This window comes from Alkalinema pantanalense CENA528 (assembly GCF_050753345.1).
Taxonomy (GTDB): Bacteria; Cyanobacteriota; Cyanobacteriia; order Leptolyngbyales; family Leptolyngbyaceae; genus Alkalinema; species Alkalinema pantanalense.
Genome location: NZ_JBLZFX010000106.1, coordinates 1 through 20,294 on the forward strand (window position 1 = coordinate 1; position 20,294 = coordinate 20,294).

The window sequence follows — 20,294 nt, forward strand, 5'->3', positions numbered from 1 at the left end:
TTGGCCCTAGTGCAAAGTAGTGGCGACCCTGGCTAGCCCGCGATTTTCTCAATCCAGGGGGGATCGGTCTACCACTACTCTTAAGATACAAGGGGGGATCCTCACCCATAATGCAGACCAGCAAACCATTACAGCATTCAATCCTGCGTTAGTCGCACATTCATTGCAGTATTAGCCGTAACGTCGATCGCATGGATTCGATCCCCCTAATCCCCCTTCAAAAGGGGGACTTTGAGTAAAAATAGAATAGAAGTACAGATTTAAAGAACTTTTCTTCCATTCTTTCGCATTTACTCCGGTTCCCCCTTTATTAAGGGGGGTTAGGGGGGATCTCTTCGATCGCGCTCCATCCTGCTCACGTATTGCCAATCCGAACCGGGTACCGGAACCGGAGGACTCCAACGCACCCGATCGCTAAACCGCAGCACATACAACTGATTGATCGTCGCCTGTACCTCCTCGCGGGTACCCAATAGATAAAATTGCAACGGCCTACGATCGTCCTCGATCGCGCGATCGAGTCCGTCAAAACTGATAAACATGGGATTTCTCCTGTGGCGTGATGTGGGAAGAAATCCCAAAAATTAAAGCCACCCTTTTGCGCAGGACAAGTAGGGTGGCCCGATCGAATGTTACAATCCGTGTCAGACCGCCTAGCTGGTCAGATCAGCTTCGGGGTTTAGCTACCCTTTGTTGCTTGGAACCAACGCTGGGTAGCGCTTCAATTTTTGGGGTCGTAGCTGATTCATAGCCCTACGGACGGTCATGGACCAACGGGCCTTGCAACACACGGTTGCACTCAGCTATGAAAAACAAGCCTAGGGGTAAATCGAGATGCTGTCAACTGTTTTGCAATTGTTTGCAATCCTGTGATATTTGGCAACATGGCATCTGTCAACATGCAAGATCGATCTTGCGGGGATTCGATCTCCGATCGTTCAAACCTTTTGCAAAAAGTTTCCTAAGGATGATCTGGAACTCCATAAAGCCACCTAGATCGCGATCGTGTGGCGCACGGAAGTTCGATCTATTGTCCTGCGTCAGTTCCTCAAGATGGTGCAGGAGGTGATGAATGGATCGCTGCTAGATTCTTAGTAAACGTTAGCCTCTAGTAATCTCTCTCATCATTCCCAGAGAATTATTTTCGTGAAGATATCATAGCCAATTATTTCTCCAGAAAGTGACAATAGTTGTGTCATCACTCCTGTTTCCAGTATGGTTGAATAGATCGTTTCCTGCCAGTCCCCCATGCTACCCACAGACTTACTCATGCATCGTTTCAACGGTGAAGAGGTACAGCCTAAACGCTTGGCCCTCACCGAGGATGTCCTAGAAATGGCCACGGATTTGATCGCCATCTTCCAGTCAGCCAAGGGCGGCAAACGGGGGGAACTGAACCGACTGTTGCAGGAGTTAGAAGGCGAAGAAACGGACTATCGCGTCAAGCGGGGGTTGGCCCATCTGCTGACCAGTGCCTTTAGTGAGTTTGAAACGGTGAGTCCATTGGAACCGCTGATGTTGCGGGAAAAGGTATTTGCCCTCTCTGCCACAACCATTCCCAGTCGACAAAATACCACAGCCACTTTGGAGAACATTGCAGATCAACTGACCCAGGAACTCGGCCAGGAAGTCTTGGTCGAACAAGTCCAAGCAGGACTCTACGCCGATCTGCCCGACAATCAAATTCTGACCACCTTTGATGCGCCAACGCCAGAAGCCTTAATTCACCGCTACAACTTATCCCAAGTGCAGGGCGTCTTTTATCGATCGAGCCATGTGCAAATTGACGCCCACCGCAACGATCCGGGCCAGTACAAGCTCCTATTTCGCTATATCAAACTATTCCAATTAATGAGTTACATCGAAGGGGACGCCGACCATGGTTTTACCCTCACCCTCGATGGGCCAACTAGTCTCTTCCAGCCCTCCACCCGTTATGGACTCTCCCTAGCCAAACTTCTACCCGCCCTGCTGCATGTGACAAAGTGGAGTTTGACGGCGGACTTGCAACTGAAGGATTACTATTCCGGCCAGGTGCGGAAGGGACGCTTCACCCTAGAGGCCGACTGCGGATTGGTCACCCACTATCCCCCCGGCAAAACCTACGACAGTATGCTGGAGCAAGGCTTTGTCGATCGCTGGAACAAAACCAAAACGGAGTGGAAATTAGAGCGAGAAGTGGATCTGGTGGCAATTCCCGGTAGCGTCATGATTCCCGATTTTCGCCTCGTGCATCCCGACGGTCGATCGGTCCTGCTAGAAATTGTTGGTTATTGGCGACCGGAATATTTGCAGAAGAAATTTGCCCAAGTACGAAAAGCCGAGCGATCGGATTTAATTTTGGCTGTCTCCGAACGTCTGAATTTGGAAAAAGCAGGCATTAAGCTAACGGATGTGCCTGCGAAGCTTGTCTGGTTTAAAGAGCAGTTACTCCCAAAGGCCATTCTTGCAGTATTGGAAGAGATGTAATTATCAAGAATCCGAAATTTCTTCTCAAACAAGATGTATTTTTACATGCAAATATAAATTTATGCTGACTTCGCTAAAGTTACTTCATACTACAGTGACGCTTCAGGCTTAAAAATTTAAGCTTAGAAAATATAGAGTGCCCAAGATACAAAGTTCATCTATCAAAGTTCATCTATCAAAGTTCATCTATCACAGTTCATGTATCAAATACCCCAACTTAACATCATGAATTATCATGCTAGATATTGCCCTTAAATTTCTCCAAGACGAGTTGAATGCCTACTTATTTACGAGAACTGGGTCAGATACTGTCAAAGTGGAAATGAGTAGGCTGGTGGATGAAGCTGGGAAATATGCTTTGGAAGGGGAAACGATCGGAGCAACCATTATTAATCTGGAAGAAGATCGCATCTTTAAATCCCACTTACCAGAACATAGCTATCTGAATGGTCAACATATTGTGCAAGAGCCCGATTTAAAGCTCAATTTGCATGTATTATTTGCAGCAAATTTTAAGCTCTATGATCAGGCATTAAAGTATCTGTCCTATATTCTTTTATTTTTCCAAGCTCACTCCGTTTTTACCTCAGAAAAATATCCAGGACTTGATCCAAACATTGGCCAGTTAACGATCGAACTTCAATCCTTGAATTACGAACAATTAAATCAGGTTTGGGCCTTCATTGGCGGCAAGCATTTGCCTTCTGTAATTTACAAAGTCCGCATGGTGATCCTGCAAGATATGGAACCTCAAAAAGTCCAACGTCCTCTCACCACAATCAATATAAATCTTCATCACTGATGATGGACGAGGTTCGTTAATATTCAAGTAGGGTGTATTACCTGCTGGCACGGAAAAAGGCGATAGGAGTGCCTCAATCATGCAGTTTAAGACACTGTTTACCGTTGAAATTTCCCATAATTACTATCGGCAATTGTGCCAAGATTTTAGTTTTCTGCTACCTAGGAGTACGAACCAGTCTCTCCAAGGAGGAAGATTAATTGCGAAATCCTACCACGATCGCTTGTATGTATTATTTGAAGTGGATGATATGGAGCAACCGATCGTTCCTTTAAACGGGACACGACTCCGGTTTGCGTTAAAACTACTCAACCCATTTTTTACCAATTTCACAACCTTCGGATTTGACCTAGGGCGATTCAAACCCCTCTATCGGAATCAGGGGGGTGGGAATGGTTTAGATCCTCCTCGATCGACCCTTTTAGTGGGCTCAATTTGGCAGCATTCCTTACAATTGCCCGATCGGCCCGTCACTGTCAATTTGAAAAATGGGCAGGGGCAAATTTTACGCACTCAAGTATTGGGCAATACCCAAACCCAAGGAGACATTGCCTATGATTTGACTGGATTTTCGGCAGGACTCTATCAAGTTGAGGAACTTTATCCTACGAGTAGTCAACGCACCGATTACTACCTAGATGATGAACTGATTAACCAGGATACTTTTGGGTTTTTAGAGGTAACAATCGACCCTGCTTTCTACAATAACCCTCCTGCATTTTCCATTGCCTTTACCGCTAGACAAGAGACGTTGAAATACTATGTGGTGACGCAGAAATATAGCGATGCTGAACTAGGACAACTCTCCGTTACAGATTCCGGCTTTACGGAAGACCAGCGGCCTCAAATTACCTTTACCAAGGTGGCATCGACCGATTTTACCGCGAATGATTTGCCATCTAACTTATTAGGAGATCCCCAGTCGCAGGTGCTGTTATTTCAGTCGCAACAACTAGTTCCTCGGCAGCAAGCGGCCCGCCACAAAATCCAGCTCAGTCGGAATGGCGATATTTTAATTCCCCACCTTCCGGCCCCGGACATCGATCGATCGACCGCCGATTTGATTATTCAACTATCCAAACCTTAAGCGCTCAACTCAACTATGCCTACCTACAAAACCCCCGATGTTTACATCGAAGAACTGTCTGTCTTTCCGCCCTCGGTGGCTGAGGTGGAAACCGCCATTCCCGCCTTTATTGGCTATACCCAACTCAGTCCAGCGAATTTGCGCAATCAGCCCACCAAGATTAGCTCGTTATTAGAATACGAGAGTTTGTTTGGTACTGCCAAAAATGAAACGTTAACCGTCACCCTCTCAGAAACGCGGGACAGCAACGGAATTTACCCGATTCTCTCGATCGCGGAACCCACCCTGAGCCATTATCTGTATTACTGTATGCGGATGTTTTTTGATAATGGGGGCGGCAAATGCTATGTGGTTTCCGTGGGCGATACCAGTGGAGCGGTGGCCCTGGGAGACAACACCACGGGGCTTCTGGGGGGCTTGCAGACAATTTCTAAGGAGGATGAGCCGACGTTGATTGTCATTCCCGATGCGGTACTCCTGGATACGGGGGGCGGAACCAACTACGGTACTTTGATGCAAGCCGTATTGGCCCAATGCGCTCGCCTCAAGGATCGCTTTGCCATTATGGACGTGACACGGGGCAAATCCGCCTACGTGACCAGTGAGATCGATGCCTATCGGGAGTTGCTCGGTAACAACAACCTGAAATATGGCGCGGCTTACTATCCCTTTATTAAGTCGGGGTTAAATTACGTTTATAGCGAGGCCACGATCGCGATTAATCAACCCGATGAAGCGGCAGATGCGGATAACGCTGCGGGGCCTCTGAATAGCTTAACCCTGGCAAATCTCAACGATCCGGCCCACGCTAATTACAACACGGCCAACTACAACAATATTAAGAAGAAATTAGCAGATCTGTTTGCCACCTTGCCCCCCAGTAGTGCAGTCGCTGGAATTTACGCAACGGTGGATGCAGCCAGGGGAGTCTGGAAGGCCCCCGCCAACGTCAGCATCAATACTGTGGTGGGGCCCGTGGTCAGGCTAGACAACGCGAATCAGGATGAATTGAATGTCAATCCCGGCGCGGGTAAGTCGATTAATGCCATTCGAGCCTTTGCAGGGAAGGGAACCTTAGTTTGGGGCGCAAGAACCCTGGCAGGCAACGATAACGAATGGCGCTATGTTTCCGTTCGCCGCTTCTACAACATGGTGGAGGAATCGGTGAAGAAATCCACCTACTGGGCTGTCTTTGAGCCCAATGATGCCAATACCTGGGTCAAGGTGCGCGGCATGATTGAGAATTATCTACTGCAAAAGTGGCGGGAGGGAGCTTTAGCGGGAGCCACGCCGAAGGATGCCTTTTTCGTCAAATGTGGCCTGGGAACCACGATGTCCGCCCAGGATATTTTGGAAGGCCGGATGAACGTAGAAATTGGCATGGCGGTGGTCCGTCCGGCGGAATTTATTATTCTCAAGTTCTCCCACAAGTTGCAAACCTCCTAGGGTATTCTCCAACGGTTGGGGGGAGCACGATCGATCTAAAGTCTGATCCCTAAATACCTACATCTGATCCCTAAATCAGATCTATCAAGCTGATCTCTGCTCCCACCGCTATCTCTTGTGTTGTAATCGAAGTCATCGTTAGCGTTGCTAATGATTAGCCTTCCAGTTGATCCATTTCTACTATTTTCGCAACAAGGTATGGCACACTATGGCAAATAACTATCCCCTTCCCGTCTTTCACTTCACCGTTGAGTGGGGTGGCAAACGTGTGGGTTTCTCGGAAGTGGCTGGGTTAACCCAAGAGAACCAAGCGATCGAATATCGTGACGGTTCCTTCCCGGAATATTCATCGATTAAAATGCCGGGACTCCGGAAGTTTAGTAACATCACCCTGAAACGCGGTATTGTCAAAAGCGACAACGATTTTTTCAACTGGCTCAACACCGTGAAGCTGAATACAGTGGAACGGCGGGATTTGGTGATTAGTTTATTGAATGAACAACACCAACCCGTCATGGTCTGGAAAGTTCACAATGCTTTTCCCGTTAAGGTGGAAGGGCCACAACTTAAGGCAGCAGGCAACGAAGTCGCGATCGAATCGATCGAAATTGCCCACGAAGGACTGGAACTGCAAAACGATTAACCCCGGCAACCCCAGCCCGTCACTCAGTAACCACTCCGTAACCACTCAGTAACCATCATGGCGAACTACTATCCACCTGTAGGGTTTCACTTTAAGGTTGAAGTATTGGGACTCACCCCAAAAGCCGATGACGTGCGGTTTACCGAGGTGAGTGGACTCTCGGTGGAACTAGGGACGGAGGAAGTCGCAGAGGGGGGAGAAAATCGTTTTATCCAGAAGTATCCCACCCGATCGAAATATCCAGAGCTAGTTCTCAAACGCGGACTATTGCTGAAATCGGAAGTCCTGACCTGGATTCGGCAATGTATTGAGGATTACGACATTAAACCCAAGAACATTGACATTAAATTGTTAAACGAAGCCCATGAGCCGTTGTTAACCTGGCATATAGCCAATGCTTACCCCACCAAATGGTCCATCAGTGATCTGAATGCCTCTAATAATGCGGTTGTGATCGAGAGTTTACAGTTTTTCTATCAATATTTTACCCTAGACCCATCGTAGGAGGAAACCGCAATGCCGATCGTCGTTGATGAAGTGGTGATTTCCGTTGAAGTCAGCAACCAGGCTTCCGGTGGATCAACCACACCCGCCAGTCCAACCCAGGATAAACAAACCCTGATTAACGAATGTGTGGAACGGGTTTTAGAAATCCTAAAACAGAAGGAGGAACGCTAACCCATGAGCGATCGTGGCACCTTAGAAAAGCTCTTGATTAAAGCCTACGAGCGCCCAGACTACTCTGGACAGCCGATCGGGGAGTTTGCAGCCTATGTCAATCCCAATGAGATCACGCTGTCCTACGAAATGGAGTATGACAGTGCCCAAGGTGCCGGAACGACCAATAGCCGAATGACCTTTAAAAAAGTCAAACCCGGTGATTTGTCTTTGACGTTTTTTATTGACGGCACAGGAGCCAACGGCAGCAAGATTGATGTCCAGCAGAAGGTGGAGTCGTTTCAAACCGTTACAGGTTACAACGGCAATATTCACCGTCCCAACTATCTTAAAGTTGTTTGGGGCACGCTCCAAGTCAAGCGCTGTATTTTAAAAAGTGCGTCCATCGCCTACAAGCTGTTCAAACCCGATGGAATTCCCCTGCGGGCCGTCATTACTGCCAATTTCACCGACAACGCTGATGACCAAACGCGGGTGGCCTTGGCGCAGGATCAGTCTCCGGATCTGACCCACGTGCGCTTAATTAAGGCGGGGGATAATTTACCGGATTTGTGTTACCAGATCTACGGCGATCCCAGCTATTACCTGGAAGTCGCCCAAGCCAATGAATTGGAGAATTTCCGCCAACTCACACCGGGGATCAAACTGTTCTTTCCACCGTTAAAGAAGGAGTAATCAGACAGGATTCAGCCAGCAGGAGCCAGAAAGAACGATGCCAGATACTAAAACCCTCCCGATCGCCGCAGAACATCGTGAATTCACCGTTAAAGTCGGTGGAACGGAGATCGATCGTGCCCATCAACTCTTAGCGGTGAATGTGGTTAAAACTGTCAATAAAATTGCCTCGGCCCGTTTGGTCTATCTGGATGGAACAGCCGCTTCCAGCGATTTCCCCCTGAGTAATACCAATCAACTGATTCCGGGACAGGAAATTGAAATTCTGGCGGGAACGGGCAGTGATTTAGTCTCGCTTTTTAAAGGCATCGTCATTCAACAGCAGATTAAAATTCGCGATCATACGGCTCCGCAACTGATTGTGGATTGTCGCCATCGATCGACCAAACTCACCGTTGGACGGAAAAGTGCCTACTTTTTTGACCAAACGGATAGCGACATCATCAGCCAATTGCTAGAGCAGGCGGGGCTGGAGGCCGATGTACAGACCCTATCCGCTACCCATCCCCAGCAGGTGCAATACGACTGTACGGATTGGGATTTTTTGCTAACGCGGGCGGAGGCCAACGGGCTGTTAGTCCTAACGAATACACAAACGGTTACAGTCAAGGCTCCAGATTTTAGTCGTTCCCCGGTCTGCACCTTACAATTTGGGTCAACGATTTTGGAAATGGATGCGGCGATCGATGCGCGATCGCAATTTAATGCGGTTAAAAGTATGACCTGGGATGCAGCCCAGCAAACAGTTGTGGAAAAGGAGGCCAACGAACCCAGTCTCAGTAGCCCCGGCAATTTGGCCAGTGCGGATTTAGCGGCGGTGATTGGCCTGGAACAGCTTACCCTACGCCATGGAGCCTTGCTGGAAGCGGAAGCCCAAGCCTGGGCCGATGCCCAATGGCTCAAGTCCAAAATGAGTCGTGTCAGTGGGCGGCTCAAGTGTGAAGGTATTGCCACGGTAAATCCGGGGGATCTGGTGCGGTTGAGTGGTGTGGGCGATCGCTATAACGGCAATGTCTTTATCACGGGGGTGCGGCAGGATTTCGACCTAGTGCAGGGCTGGAAAACCCACCTGCAATTTGGTAATACGGAGCAATGGTTGGCCGCTGAGCACAATACCGTTACAGCCCCCAAGGCCGCTGCCCTGCTACCGGGAATTAATGGCTTACAGATTGGGATTGTTGTTAGCAATGAGGATCCCGAGGGGGAAGATCGGATTCGGGTCAAAATGCCCTTGGTTAATAGCGAGGATGAGGGCACTTGGGCCAGGTTAGCAACCTTGGATGCTGGGCAAGAACGGGGGTTTTGTTTCCGACCGGAGGTGAACGATGAAGTGATTCTCGGGTTTATCAATGATGATCCGCGCCAAGCGGTGATTTTGGGGATGGTGCACAGTAGCGCCAAACCTGCACCCATTCCGGGTTCGGACGACAACCATGAGAAGATTTACCAAAGTCGATCGAAGATGAAACTCTTCTTCGACGATGACCAAAAAATTATGCAACTAGCAACCCCAGCAGGAAATCAGATCACTCTGAGTGAGGCCGATAAAGCGATCACGATCGAAGACCAAAATGGCAACAAAATCGCCATGACTTCGGATGGAATCAAAATCGAAAGTAGTCAAGCGATCGAACTCAAAGCTGGAACAGAAGTTAAAGTCGAGTCGGGAACAGCGTTGAATGTAAAAGGAGGAACAGAATTGAAGCTAGAGGGAGCAGCAGGTGCAGAAATTTCCAGTGCTGCAACAACCAAGGTGAAAGGAGGATTGGTGCAAATTAACTAACATTAGCTATCGCAAGAATTAAGATTATTAAAATCACTAGGAGGAATGGAACAATGCCAGCCGCAGCAAGGGTCGGAGATACCAGTAACCATGGAGGCACCATCACAGGGCCAGGAGTCAGCACAGTGCTGATTGGCGGAAAGCCCGCTGCCGTTGCGGGGGATCTACACGTTTGTTCGCTACCCCCCAATGGCCACCAACCGACAACCAGTGCTTTTCCATCCGGTAGTGCCACGGTCTTAATTAGCGGCAGACCTGCTTTACGGACGACGGATGCCTGTATTTGTGGAGCGATGGCGTTGATTGGTGATCTGACGGTTTTGATTAATTGAGGAGAAGGATGATGAGTGAAGGTCGATCGAATCCAACGTATACCTCGTTTTTAGGCACAGGCTGGAGTTTTCCGCCAGAATTTGTGCTGGAAACGGGGGAAATGGTTATGACCTCCGATGAAGCGGATATTGAAAATAGTCTCAAGATTTTATTGGGAACGGCGGCAGGGGAGCGATTCCTCAATCCAAAGTACGGCTTAGATCTGCATGAAATACTATTTGAGCCAATGAGTACGACATTAAAAACGTTTCTTCAGGATCGAATTAAAACAACAATTTTGATCTATGAACCTCGGATTAATTTGTTGTCGATCGAACTGGATACCTCAGCCCAGTACGAGGGGAATGTCCGCATCCTATTGCAGTACGAAATCCGGGCGACTAATTCTCGCTTCAATCTGGTCTATCCCTTCTACACCAGCGACGCCAACGAAATTCGACAAACTGTAGATTTCAATCTCAGTTCAACGGGATGATTTTTAATGCAGTCGTTTTTGTAATTTAATACCAACAATATAAATTTTCAAGAATCTCAATTCATAATAGAAATAGGAGAAAATTTTAAGCCAATATTATCTAGTCCTAAATTTAGAATTTCTTTTAGATGACTGCCAACGAGACCGTGATAAGTGTCCCCTTGTAGTCAGAGTGATGATTTCAAGCATGTATCCAGCAATCGCTCCAGGAATTGGAAGCCGAACCTATGGCGGAAAAAGATATTATTCAAAATTTAATCTTCCAACTGGGCCAAAGTCAAACCGATCGGCAATCGGAGGCATTGGATAGCCAGTTTGCCAAGGTGGATGAGCGATCGCTAGAAGACCTATGGCAGTTCGCGCGGCAGTTATCCAGCGCAGTAAATTACTATCGCGGCAATATTGATACTCCAGCGGGTGACTGGCAGAGCTTTTTCCCATCCCAGGGGACATTACAGCAATTTTTAACCAGTGAAACAGCGGAGACGCCCCCCCATCTTGCCCTCTTTTTAACTTTCCTAAAGCTCTACCAAACGCCCCAGGAGGTACTGAATCAAATCACAGAACGGCACCTCGATTTCTATTACAAAACCGTTCTTCAGTTTCAACCCAAACCCGCCATTCCAGACAAAGCCCATCTTGTACTAGAACTCAAAAAAAATACCGCTCCCGTTCTAATGACGCCGCAGCATCAGTTTTCAGCGGGTAAGGATGCCACAGGGGTTGAACAGATTTACGTGCCGACCCGCGAAACGGTTATTAATCCTGCCAAGGTCGCTTCGTTACGATCGCTCTTTCTCGATCGTGCTAGCCAAACCGTGCGCTATGCCCCGATCGCGAATTCTGCCGATGGTTTAGGCGAAAAGTTGTCCACTGATAGTCCCAGTTGGTCTAGCTTTGGCAATGCCAGCTTACCCCGCGCCGAAGTCGGATTTGCGATCGCGTCGCCTGTCTTAGCAATGCAGGAAGGAACACGCACGGTTACGGTGCGATTGAACTTGAGTAATGTCGATAGGACGCGCGTAAATAACACAACGTTAGTTAGTGCCTTTGACGTTTTTCTCACCGGAGCTAAAACTTGGCTTGGGCCTTACAGAGTTTCACCGACTCTCAGCTCAGCGAATGTTCTGGAATTCAGTATCACGATCGCAGCCAGTGACGCGGCGGTAATTGGCTATGATGTGGCGACCCATGGCTATACCTACACCACTGCTGATCCAGTTTTGCAGGCAATTTTAAATCCTGACGCAACGCTGGGATATCTCGATTGGCAAAGCGTTTCGCTACTCGCTGCTCAGATTACCGTTGAGGTCAGCGGCATTACGGGCTTACACCTAGAAAGTGATGACGGCCTCCTCGATCCCAAGCGTCCTTTTTTGCCCTTTGGGGCGCAACCCACGATCGGTTCCAGCTTTCGCGTGGGCTACCCAGAAGCTCTCAACAAAAAGCTATTAGAACTGAAATTAGCCGTCAAATGGAAAGGCGTTAACCCAAATTTAGCCACCCATTACAGCGGTTATGGAACCAGTGTCACCAATGCCAGTTTTACCGCAGCCGTGGCGTTTGACGATGGCGGAACTTGGCATTACACGGGGACAGGTGAACTGCTGTTTGACCGCGATAATGCCACCGTTGAACGGGTGTTTCAATTCAGACCGGGTACCCCCTCTATTTCCCCCGCTTTACGAGCTGGGATGGAGGTCTATACCTTTAATACGATCGGCAGTCTGTGGGCGTTTAATTTTGTGAGTAAGTACCTGTTGTGGAATCCTGTTTTTATTCCATTGGTAAACGTTGAACCGGAGGCTCGATCGGGATTTATTACCTTTGCACTGGAACGGGATTTCCTGCATTCCACCTACCGCACGAAGTACGTGGAAAATGTGATGACCTACAGCAAAACTGGCGGCACACTGACCATTCTCAATGAACCCTACACACCTACGATCCAAACGATTTCCCTCTCCTACAAAGCCCAGTCCGATGCGGTGGCGGTGTCATCGATCGCCCTCAGTGATTTTGCGAACCAAGACGTACAATTTTTCCACATTACCTACTTTGGGCAAATGCGGGAACATGGCTATCAACGCAACCAATTTAATTTAGGTTCCACGGTTGCTCTGTTACCAACCTATGCCTACGCTGGAGAATTGTTAATAGGGCTACAAGGGTTGCAGCCGGGAGATAGTGTGAGCCTGCTATTTCAAGTAGCAGAAGGTAGCGCAAATCCAGATATAGCAAGGGAATCCTTAGATTGGTTTGTCCTAGGAGATAATTATTGGCAATTACTCGATCGCAGCTCAGTCGTTCTGGATACTACCCAACAGTTATTAACTAGTGGAATCACTCAGTTCATCATTCCAGCCAATGCAACGACCCAAAATACGATTCTACCGAGTAATCAGATTTGGATTAAAGCAGGGATTCGTAATAATGTCACTACAGTTTGTCGATTGGTACAAGTGGCAGCCAATGCGATCGCAGTCCAATTTCAGGATCAGGGCAATGATCCCCAGCACTTATTAACACCCTTGGAACCCGGAAAAATCAGTAAGCTCAAAACCACAGTGGCTGGCATTAAGGCGATTGCCCAACCCTATGCTTCCTTTGGAGGACGGGCGATCGAAGCCGATCGAGTCTTACAAACCCGCGCCTCAGAACGACTGCGCCACAAAAACCGTTGCATTACCGCTTGGGACTATGAGCGCATTGTGTTAGAAGCCTTTCCGCAAATCCATCAAGTGAAATGTATTCCCCATGCCAAGGATGGTGTATGGCTGGCACCGGGCAATGTTTTACTCGTTGTCGTTCCCGATTTGCGGAACCAGAATGCGGCCAATCCCCTGCAACCCAAGGTCGATGCCGTCACGCTGCAACAAATTACGGATTACGTCAACGATCGACGGGGAATGCAAGTCAAGGTACAGGTGAAAAATCCCCTCTACCAAACCATTCAGGTGGATTGCCGAGTACAGTTTTACCCCGGCTATGAATTCAACTATTACCAAAAAGCATTGAAGCAAGCATTAACAGAATTCCTATCACCTTGGGCGTTTAATATCGATCGGCCTATTTCCTTTGGGGGCAAGGTGTATAAATCCGTTTTACTCGATTTTGTGGAGGAACTGTCCTATATTGATTACGTAACTGATTTTAAGGTCTATACCTATAGCAGTGAGACCAACAATTTTATTGATGTCAGTGAAGTTTCTCCCACCCGTCCCGATGCAATCTTAGTTTCTGATAGTAGTCATATTATTAATCCCGTTGTTTAACTGAATTCTCCTAGGTTCATGCACTATGCTCTCCCAACTGACCATTCCGCACAAACAGAATCGTCCCAATGCCCTCAACCATCAGTGGTTCTATGCAACAGGCTTGGCACAGGTACAGCAGTTGGCGCAGCGCATTTGGACAGACTACAACGTTCATGATCCTGGAATTACGACCCTGGAATTATTGTGCTATGCATTGACGGATTTGAGTCATCGCGCCACTTTGCCGATCGCGGATATCCTAGCCAGTGATCCTGCAACTCATAATAATACCTTTAATGACACCTTTTTCACAGCTCGACAAATTCTTCCCAACCGTGCCTTAACGGTTTTAGATTACCGCAAATTACTGATTGATTTACCGGGTGTGAAAAATGCTTGGATGACTCCCGCTACAGTCACCTACTACGCTAATCTAACCCAACAACAGTTACAGCACAATCCTTCTACCACCGATCGAACCATTCCTGTGAATTTGGCAGGTTTGTATAAAGTGACGATCGAATACATGGATGGAATTACAAGTAATACTGAAAAAGAAGCCATTCAAAAGGCCGTTTGGCAATGCTTACAGGTAAATCGTAATCTCTGCGAAGACTTTGTTGAACTAGGAGAAATTGCAACCCAAAATTTCCTGCTGTGTGCCGAGCTAGAACTCACGCCCGATGCCGATGTCGCCAAGGTGAATGCGGAAATTTTGTTTCAAGTCCAGCAATACCTAGCTCCCGGTGTGAGGAACTATCGCTTGGGTGAGATGCTGACCCGCAAAAAGGCCGATGGGACTCCTTACACGATCGACGAAATCTTTGATGGCCCTGCCTTAAATTGTGGCTTTATTGATGATGATGAATTAGCCCAAGCAGAATTACGCCAGGAAATTCGGCTCTCGGATATCATTAGCATCATCATGGATATTCCAGGGGTGCAGGCCGTGCGGGACATTGTGATCAATCCGGCGGAAACGGAAGTGCCGCTGGAAACGAAATGGGTTGTTCCCGTCGCAGACCAGCATAAAGCCCTGCTCGATCGTGATCATTCTCGGCTAGTCTTTTACAAACGGCAGATGCCTGTGGTTGCTAACCGCGATCGGGTCAATAGCATGTATACCGCACTCGCCCAAGCCGTGACTGCCAAAGCTGAAACGGTTGCCCTGGAGGATTTACCCATTCCCCAAGGCAAGCTCCGCAATCTCGATGGCTATTATTCATTCCAGAACCACTTCCCAGCGATTTATGGCTTAAGTCAGGAAGGATTATCGAGCAATGCTGATTCAGCCCGCCAAGCATTAGCCTACCAACTAAAAGCCTATTTACTCTTTTTCGATCAAATCATGGCCAACTATTTTGCCCAGTTGCACCATGTGAAGGATTTATTTTCGATCGACCCAGAATTGCGGCGTACCTATTTCTATCAAGTTGTGGATTCCTTTGCGAATTATCAAGCCATCTATCGAACGACCGAAGAGAGCGATCCTACTGAATTAGTTCGCACGTTGCAAACCCAACAGGATAACCAAGATCAGAATTCAGGGTTCGATCGCCGCAATCGATTTTTAGATCACTTAATTTCACGCTTTGCAGAACAATTCCATGATTTAGCCTATACGTTGTATTCAGCCTTTGGTAGCAGCACTGAGAGCATGATTCGTTACAAGTGCGACTTTCTGAGGCATTATCCGGAAATTAGCAGTGAGCGATCGCTGGCCTATAACTATACGCTGCAAGCAGATAGTGATCTCTGGAATAGCGAAAATGTCTCTGGTCTAGAGAAGCGGCTGGCTAAGCTTTTGGGAATTCAAAATTACAAACGCCGCAATCTGGGAGATATTGCCTATGACATTTACGCTGAAGTTGACAGTACACCAGAAGATGAATTTCGCTTCCGGATTCGCAACCGGGAGACCTTAGCCATTATCTTGAGCAGTAGCCGCAACTATGAGACGCTAGTTGTAGCAAGACAAGCGATGGAACGGGCAATTAAGTTTGCGCTGGCTCCAGCAAATTACGATCGTAAAATCAGCAGCAATGACAAGCATTATTTCAACATCATTGATGACGCTGGCGAAGTAGTAGCGCGACGCATTGAATATTTTGATACTGAAGATCAGATGAATCGAGCGATCGATGAGGTGTTGCATTACCTACAGGTCAACTACAGCGATGAAGGGATGTATTTGATTGAAAATATTCTGCTCCGCCCAGAGGAGGAAGGCGACCCGTTTTTGCCAATTTGTGTGGATAGCAATTGTACAGACTGTGCAGAAGCCGATCCCTATTCCTACCGCATTCACATTATCTTGCCCGATTACGGCAGTCGCTTCAGTGATATGGCCTTTCGAGGCTTTGCAGAACAGGTGATTCGATCGGAAACCCCAGCCCATATTCTGCCAAAAATCTGCTGGATCAGTGCGGAAAACATGGCGGTTTTTGAAAAGCTATACTATGACTGGATTCATCTGAAAGCAGGTGTGACAACTGCTCAGCGATCGGACAAACTGAAGAACTGGATTAACCACTTATTCGCTGTGAAAAATGTTTATCCCCCGCGACGGTTACGGGATTGTGGTAGTGAAGAGAATCAGCCGAAATTTATTTTAGGACGGAGTAACTTAGGAACGGGAGAAAATTTAAAGCCGGATACATAAACATTTCATAGATCGCCAATTGCTTGGAGACTGCTCGAATTAAACTCAACGGCAACCTAAACCCACAGATCCACAGGAGCGATGGCCATGACTGATACCCTGCAATTACTGAAACAAATTACCACGGGCTATAGCGTTTTTGAACCCGATCAAGTTCTGACGGAACAGCAACTCAATAGTATTTCCGATTACTTTGATGATCAAACACGGCTGACGCGACTGTTTGGGCTGGGGGTGGGGATTGCGGCGGGACTGCGGGTATCCGTGCAGGAGAATCAGGTCGTTGTGACGAAAGGAGTCGGGCTGACGACGGATGGGGATTTGCTGTATTTAGCCCAGGATACCGTGTTCGATCGTATCCAACCCTACGACGCCTCAAAACCGAAATATGCACCGTTCTACATCGACAACACGATGATTACGGTCTACGAATTGCTGCTCAATGGTTCTGACACCCCAGAAGGAACGCCCCTGAAGGATTTTAGTTTTCCCCAGGGAACGAGTTTGAATACGCTGGTTGCGTTGCTGCTCATGGAAAGCTACGACAAAGATGATGATCTCTGCTCTGGCACCGATTGCGACAACTTAGGGAAAGATCGCCTGAATACACCACGATTAATTTTGGTGGATCAGTCGGCTCTTAAAACACTACAACCAGACATTCCTACACCGCACCAAGCGTTTGCAAAACTGGATGAAATTACCGTCGATCGCGTAACGATTCCAACCAATTTAAATGCTTTTAGTGACCTTGCCCAGCGCTATCGAACTACTTGTAACACCATTCACGATCGCGTAGTTGCAGAATTAACAAAATTGTATCCCGCTTGTTCGGCATTCCTGGGTGATGTATTTTCCACTGACCCTACGCCTGCTTGGATCACAAAGCTCAACACCTTGAGAAATCGCACTTTTGGAGGGAATAACTCGTTTGGAATTCAGTATTACTATGACTTCCTGAAGGATGTTGCAGAAACCTATAACCAATTCCGCGACCTGCTTTGGGAGGATCAAACGTGGTGCTGTCCCAGTCCCGACAGTTTTCCCAAACATTTACTACTGGGCAATGTGATTCCTGGGGAAGATCCGGAAGCCAATCGATTTGGATTTTACCCCTCGCCTATCACCAGTTCTACGATCGACTGTCTCAATCAAGCGAAGTTCCTTGCCCAAACGTTGAATGCCCTGATTGAGAATTTCCAAGTCCCTGCGGCGGGAACGCCCATTCGCATCACGCCGAGCCTATTTGAAGATCAGCCGTTGGCGGAACGCGCCATTCCCTACTATTATGCGACGAACGGACGCTTTCCCATCCATCGCGCTTGGAACTATCACCTCCACCAACGTCGTCGCGACGAGTACAACTATTCCTACAATGCCAGCAGTTACGGTGCAAAAGGGGGCGCAGCCAGTCCGCTCACCACACAACTGGGACGCTTTTCCTTCTTCCGGATTGAGGGGCATTTAGGGCAACCTGTGACAGCAGCTGTAGCGGCGATCGAACGGGAAATTTCGGCACGGAATCTGCCCTTTACGGTACGCAGCGTTTTGCTCGGCAATGAACGATCGCAGGTGGTCAAGAAACCTGGAATTCGCTACACCGATCTGCATCGCTTTCACTATGTGCTGCGGCGGGATGCCTTTCACCAATTAGACGAGGTTGGCAAATTTAGCGATCGGCTCAAGAAAATGGTGGATGCTAATGTGGGTCAGGAAAGTAATGCCACCACGTTACGGCAAGCGGCTGAACAAAGCAACAATACCATTGCAGGCAAAGTGACTGCAAGTCGCACAAAACTGAATCGGAGTTATTCCAGTTATGTGGCAGATGCCTCTTGGAAAGCCGATCTGAGCGATACATTACGGACGGCGGGAGAGTATAAATTCAATTTGAGTGATGTAGTAAAAACAGAATTTACAACACCGTTTGATTCAATCTTAAGTCAAACTCACCTACAGTGGCTAGATTGGCTGGATGATTTGATTAAACGCAAGGATGAAAAGGCAGATGATAAGCTTTTGTTCAAGAATTTTATCGCTGATCACACCGAGATCGAGCATTTTGGGGGCGTCGTGCGGGGTGGAACTTTTATCCTCATACATGACAGTAATCAGACGGTAGTTGCGGACTTCATGCTGCCCTATTACTGGGAAGACGTAGTGGAAGAAGAAGCGGAGGATTTAACCTGGACGAAGCCAACCATTCGACCGGATTGGGTAATTGAGAACGGAGTGAAGGTCATCCCTTCACTCAGCACTGTATTTACAGACAAGATTACTGGATTCAAACGGGAATTTGAACCAATTTGGGAGGAAAAATTGAATCTCCAGAAGAATTACTTTGATGTGTTTAAGCAATCCGTCACGTTAATGAGTGATGTGGTTCAGAAGGATTATCTCAAGATTTTCCAAGATTCTGTCACGTTAACCAGTAATGTGATTACTAAGCGTACCACAGACAAAGTGGGAGTCAACTTTGCTGATCCATTGTTAGGCATCAAAGTTAATGAGACAGAATTGAACCGCCAGAAGGTAGACATTCTACGGCAAAAGGCCCAGCAGCCCGATCTTCCTGCCGATCAACGGAAACTCTTTGAACAGCAGGCCAAGGATGCGGAAGTTCTCTTAGCCCGATCGATCCAGGATACGACCACCTACATTTCCACCACGGGTGTAGACGTGTCGGGCAATAGTGAAGGGTTACAGGCGATGCTAACCGTGTCCGACAGCATGAAATCCATCACCCAAGCAGAGACACTGAAGGGAGTGCAGGATAATTTAGTTGGATTACAAAAACAAACCAAGAATACCGGGCTGAAAATCACTTTGGGCAATTTGTTGAGGTAATACAAAATCAATTTGTGATTGCAACACAGAACGATCCTAAATCCCCCTATCTCCTACGGAGAGGCTACGCCAAGACAAAGGGGAACTTTCAAGAAATCAGGAGGTGAAATGAATCAGCAGAGTTCCCATAGGATTCGACGATTGCGCTGGGAGGTTTCAACCTCCTCGTTAAGTGATGCGTTTAGCGTTCGTCAGCAGTTGGCGGAAGATTGGCAAAACATATTGCTCCCTGTATTGGAGCAGGTGTTCGATCGAGCCTATGGGCCTGATGTATTAGTGCACATTCCTAAATTACACCTACAGTTTCAGGTGCCACCATCTGACTCCTTAGGAGAATGGCTGGTGCGAGAGTTTCCAGACTGTCTACGCCAAGCCCTCCAGGAACAATTGACTGATCCCTGGCAGCGCCCAGAATTCTCATCCGAAGTTGGTGTGGACAACACGCTTCCCCAGGGGCAATTGTCGCTTAATCCCGATCGCAGTCAATGGGAGAGTCTGTTGCAATACCTGCGGACAGGCATTCTGCCCTGGTATGCCGCCCAGCCCGATGCAGAACTCATTGCTCAGGAATTAGGCCAGCTGTGCGCCAAGCGATCGACCCAGCTTATGACCCATCTCCAAGCCTATGCAGAATCCCCTAGCTTCTATTTCCGTTGGTTGCAACTGGTACCGGACTCGGAGATGCCCAATCTCACCCAAGCTTTGCTCAATGGATCACCTGAGAATTGTAGAGCTGTTGTCCTTTCGTTGGTCAGCGCAATTTTAGCGATCGCGCCCTCACACCTCGATCGTCATACCCGATTGCATTATCTTGCTACGAGTTTAGCGATTGGATTACAAATTACAAGTTCCATTTCCTTAACCAATTATTTGCACACGGTAGAAGAGACTTTACCGTCGATCGCGCAGCCCAAATTCCGTGATTGGCTTGCGACCCTACCCACACTGTTTTCTTTAGCCTTGCAGTCCGATCGCCCATTATCTCCATTAGCAGAAGATTCTCAGATAGCTGATCGGAGCGATCTCGCCCCCCCAGAATCGCCCCCTCAGCACCGTTCCCAGAAGCCTCCAGAACTCCCTCTCCCCCCTTCACTGCTTCCCCAAACAGAGACAACACCAAACATTACCCTCCCACCC

The 20,294-nt window shown here is 47.9% G+C and carries 16 protein-coding genes; 15 read left to right on the plus strand and 1 reads right to left on the minus strand.

The genetic code is table 11. The features are described from left to right. Positions 1–320: 320 nt before the first annotated feature. Positions 321–542 (minus strand): hypothetical protein, encoded by a 222-nt coding sequence (locus tag ACN4EG_RS23405; protein ID WP_431632679.1) that lies wholly within the window; start codon positions 540–542, stop codon positions 321–323. Between the two features lie 706 nt (positions 543–1,248). On the opposite strand from ACN4EG_RS23405, the gene ACN4EG_RS23410 reads away from it, so the two are divergent. The 15 genes from ACN4EG_RS23410 to ACN4EG_RS23480 form a co-directional block, all read left to right on the plus strand. Next, positions 1,249–2,469, plus strand: a complete 1,221-nt coding sequence (locus tag ACN4EG_RS23410) for a DUF790 family protein (protein WP_431632680.1) — start codon at positions 1,249–1,251, stop codon at positions 2,467–2,469. Between the two features lie 235 nt (positions 2,470–2,704). Further along, positions 2,705–3,271, plus strand: coding sequence for a DUF4255 domain-containing protein (locus ACN4EG_RS23415; RefSeq protein WP_431632681.1), 567 nt, complete (start codon positions 2,705–2,707; stop codon positions 3,269–3,271). A 79-nt stretch (positions 3,272–3,350) separates the two neighbouring features. Then, a complete protein-coding gene (locus ACN4EG_RS23420) occupies positions 3,351–4,358 on the plus strand; it encodes a hypothetical protein (protein WP_431632682.1) in 1,008 nt (335 codons plus the stop codon). 15 nt (positions 4,359–4,373) lie between these two features. Next, a complete protein-coding gene (locus ACN4EG_RS23425; RefSeq protein WP_431632683.1) occupies positions 4,374–5,804 on the plus strand; it encodes a phage tail sheath family protein in 1,431 nt (476 codons plus the stop codon). Between the two features lie 208 nt (positions 5,805–6,012). After that, positions 6,013–6,447: a phage tail protein gene (locus ACN4EG_RS23430; RefSeq protein WP_431632684.1), complete on the plus strand. Its 435-nt coding sequence runs from the start codon at positions 6,013–6,015 to the stop codon at positions 6,445–6,447. A gap of 57 nt (positions 6,448–6,504) precedes the next feature. After that, a complete protein-coding gene (locus ACN4EG_RS23435) occupies positions 6,505–6,951 on the plus strand; it encodes a phage tail protein (RefSeq protein WP_431632686.1) in 447 nt (148 codons plus the stop codon). Between the two features lie 12 nt (positions 6,952–6,963). Then, a complete protein-coding gene (locus ACN4EG_RS23440) occupies positions 6,964–7,125 on the plus strand; it encodes a DUF5908 family protein (protein WP_190570678.1) in 162 nt (53 codons plus the stop codon). A 3-nt stretch (positions 7,126–7,128) separates the two neighbouring features. Further along, the gene (locus ACN4EG_RS23445; RefSeq protein ID WP_431632687.1) at positions 7,129–7,800 is read left to right on the plus strand and encodes a CIS tube protein; all 672 of its coding nucleotides are present in this window, start codon (positions 7,129–7,131) and stop codon (positions 7,798–7,800) included. 37 nt (positions 7,801–7,837) lie between these two features. Next, positions 7,838–9,583 (plus strand): type VI secretion system tip protein VgrG, encoded by a 1,746-nt coding sequence (gene vgrG, locus ACN4EG_RS23450; RefSeq protein WP_431632688.1) that lies wholly within the window; start codon positions 7,838–7,840, stop codon positions 9,581–9,583. A 53-nt stretch (positions 9,584–9,636) separates the two neighbouring features. Continuing rightward, entirely contained in the window at positions 9,637–9,915 is a 279-nt protein-coding gene (locus tag ACN4EG_RS23455) for a PAAR domain-containing protein (protein WP_431632689.1), read from the plus strand. A gap of 11 nt (positions 9,916–9,926) precedes the next feature. After that, positions 9,927–10,391 carry a GPW/gp25 family protein gene (locus ACN4EG_RS23460; protein WP_431632690.1) on the plus strand — a complete coding sequence of 155 codons (465 nt, stop codon included), beginning with the start codon at positions 9,927–9,929 and terminating at the stop codon, positions 10,389–10,391. A gap of 227 nt (positions 10,392–10,618) precedes the next feature. After that, positions 10,619–13,666 carry a baseplate J/gp47 family protein gene (locus tag ACN4EG_RS23465; RefSeq protein WP_431632691.1) on the plus strand — a complete coding sequence of 1,016 codons (3,048 nt, stop codon included), beginning with the start codon at positions 10,619–10,621 and terminating at the stop codon, positions 13,664–13,666. A gap of 25 nt (positions 13,667–13,691) precedes the next feature. Continuing rightward, the gene (locus ACN4EG_RS23470; protein WP_431632692.1) at positions 13,692–16,310 is read left to right on the plus strand and encodes a YegP family protein; all 2,619 of its coding nucleotides are present in this window, start codon (positions 13,692–13,694) and stop codon (positions 16,308–16,310) included. Between the two features lie 87 nt (positions 16,311–16,397). Further along, complete coding sequence (locus tag ACN4EG_RS23475) at positions 16,398–19,157, plus strand: hypothetical protein (RefSeq protein WP_431632693.1); 2,760 nt, start codon at positions 16,398–16,400, stop codon at positions 19,155–19,157. A 108-nt stretch (positions 19,158–19,265) separates the two neighbouring features. After that, a partial coding sequence (locus tag ACN4EG_RS23480) for a contractile injection system tape measure protein (protein WP_431632694.1) occupies positions 19,266–20,294 on the plus strand: 1,029 nt, incomplete at its 3' end.

What these genes read in the sequence shown, in the direction of transcription:
- ACN4EG_RS23405 (WP_431632679.1), bottom strand. Translation starts at nt 542, where the DNA reads ATGTTTATCAGTTTTGACGGACTCGATCGCGCGATCGAGGACGATCGT.
- ACN4EG_RS23410 (WP_431632680.1), top strand. Translation starts at nt 1,249, where the DNA reads ATGCTACCCACAGACTTACTCATGCATCGTTTCAACGGTGAAGAGGTA.
- ACN4EG_RS23415 (WP_431632681.1), top strand. Translation starts at nt 2,705, where the DNA reads ATGCTAGATATTGCCCTTAAATTTCTCCAAGACGAGTTGAATGCCTAC.
- ACN4EG_RS23420 (WP_431632682.1), top strand. Translation starts at nt 3,351, where the DNA reads ATGCAGTTTAAGACACTGTTTACCGTTGAAATTTCCCATAATTACTAT.
- ACN4EG_RS23425 (WP_431632683.1), top strand. Translation starts at nt 4,374, where the DNA reads ATGCCTACCTACAAAACCCCCGATGTTTACATCGAAGAACTGTCTGTC.
- ACN4EG_RS23430 (WP_431632684.1), top strand. Translation starts at nt 6,013, where the DNA reads ATGGCAAATAACTATCCCCTTCCCGTCTTTCACTTCACCGTTGAGTGG.
- ACN4EG_RS23435 (WP_431632686.1), top strand. Translation starts at nt 6,505, where the DNA reads ATGGCGAACTACTATCCACCTGTAGGGTTTCACTTTAAGGTTGAAGTA.
- ACN4EG_RS23440 (WP_190570678.1), top strand. Translation starts at nt 6,964, where the DNA reads ATGCCGATCGTCGTTGATGAAGTGGTGATTTCCGTTGAAGTCAGCAAC.
- ACN4EG_RS23445 (WP_431632687.1), top strand. Translation starts at nt 7,129, where the DNA reads ATGAGCGATCGTGGCACCTTAGAAAAGCTCTTGATTAAAGCCTACGAG.
- vgrG (WP_431632688.1), top strand. Translation starts at nt 7,838, where the DNA reads ATGCCAGATACTAAAACCCTCCCGATCGCCGCAGAACATCGTGAATTC.
- ACN4EG_RS23455 (WP_431632689.1), top strand. Translation starts at nt 9,637, where the DNA reads ATGCCAGCCGCAGCAAGGGTCGGAGATACCAGTAACCATGGAGGCACC.
- ACN4EG_RS23460 (WP_431632690.1), top strand. Translation starts at nt 9,927, where the DNA reads ATGAGTGAAGGTCGATCGAATCCAACGTATACCTCGTTTTTAGGCACA.
- ACN4EG_RS23465 (WP_431632691.1), top strand. Translation starts at nt 10,619, where the DNA reads ATGGCGGAAAAAGATATTATTCAAAATTTAATCTTCCAACTGGGCCAA.
- ACN4EG_RS23470 (WP_431632692.1), top strand. Translation starts at nt 13,692, where the DNA reads ATGCTCTCCCAACTGACCATTCCGCACAAACAGAATCGTCCCAATGCC.
- ACN4EG_RS23475 (WP_431632693.1), top strand. Translation starts at nt 16,398, where the DNA reads ATGACTGATACCCTGCAATTACTGAAACAAATTACCACGGGCTATAGC.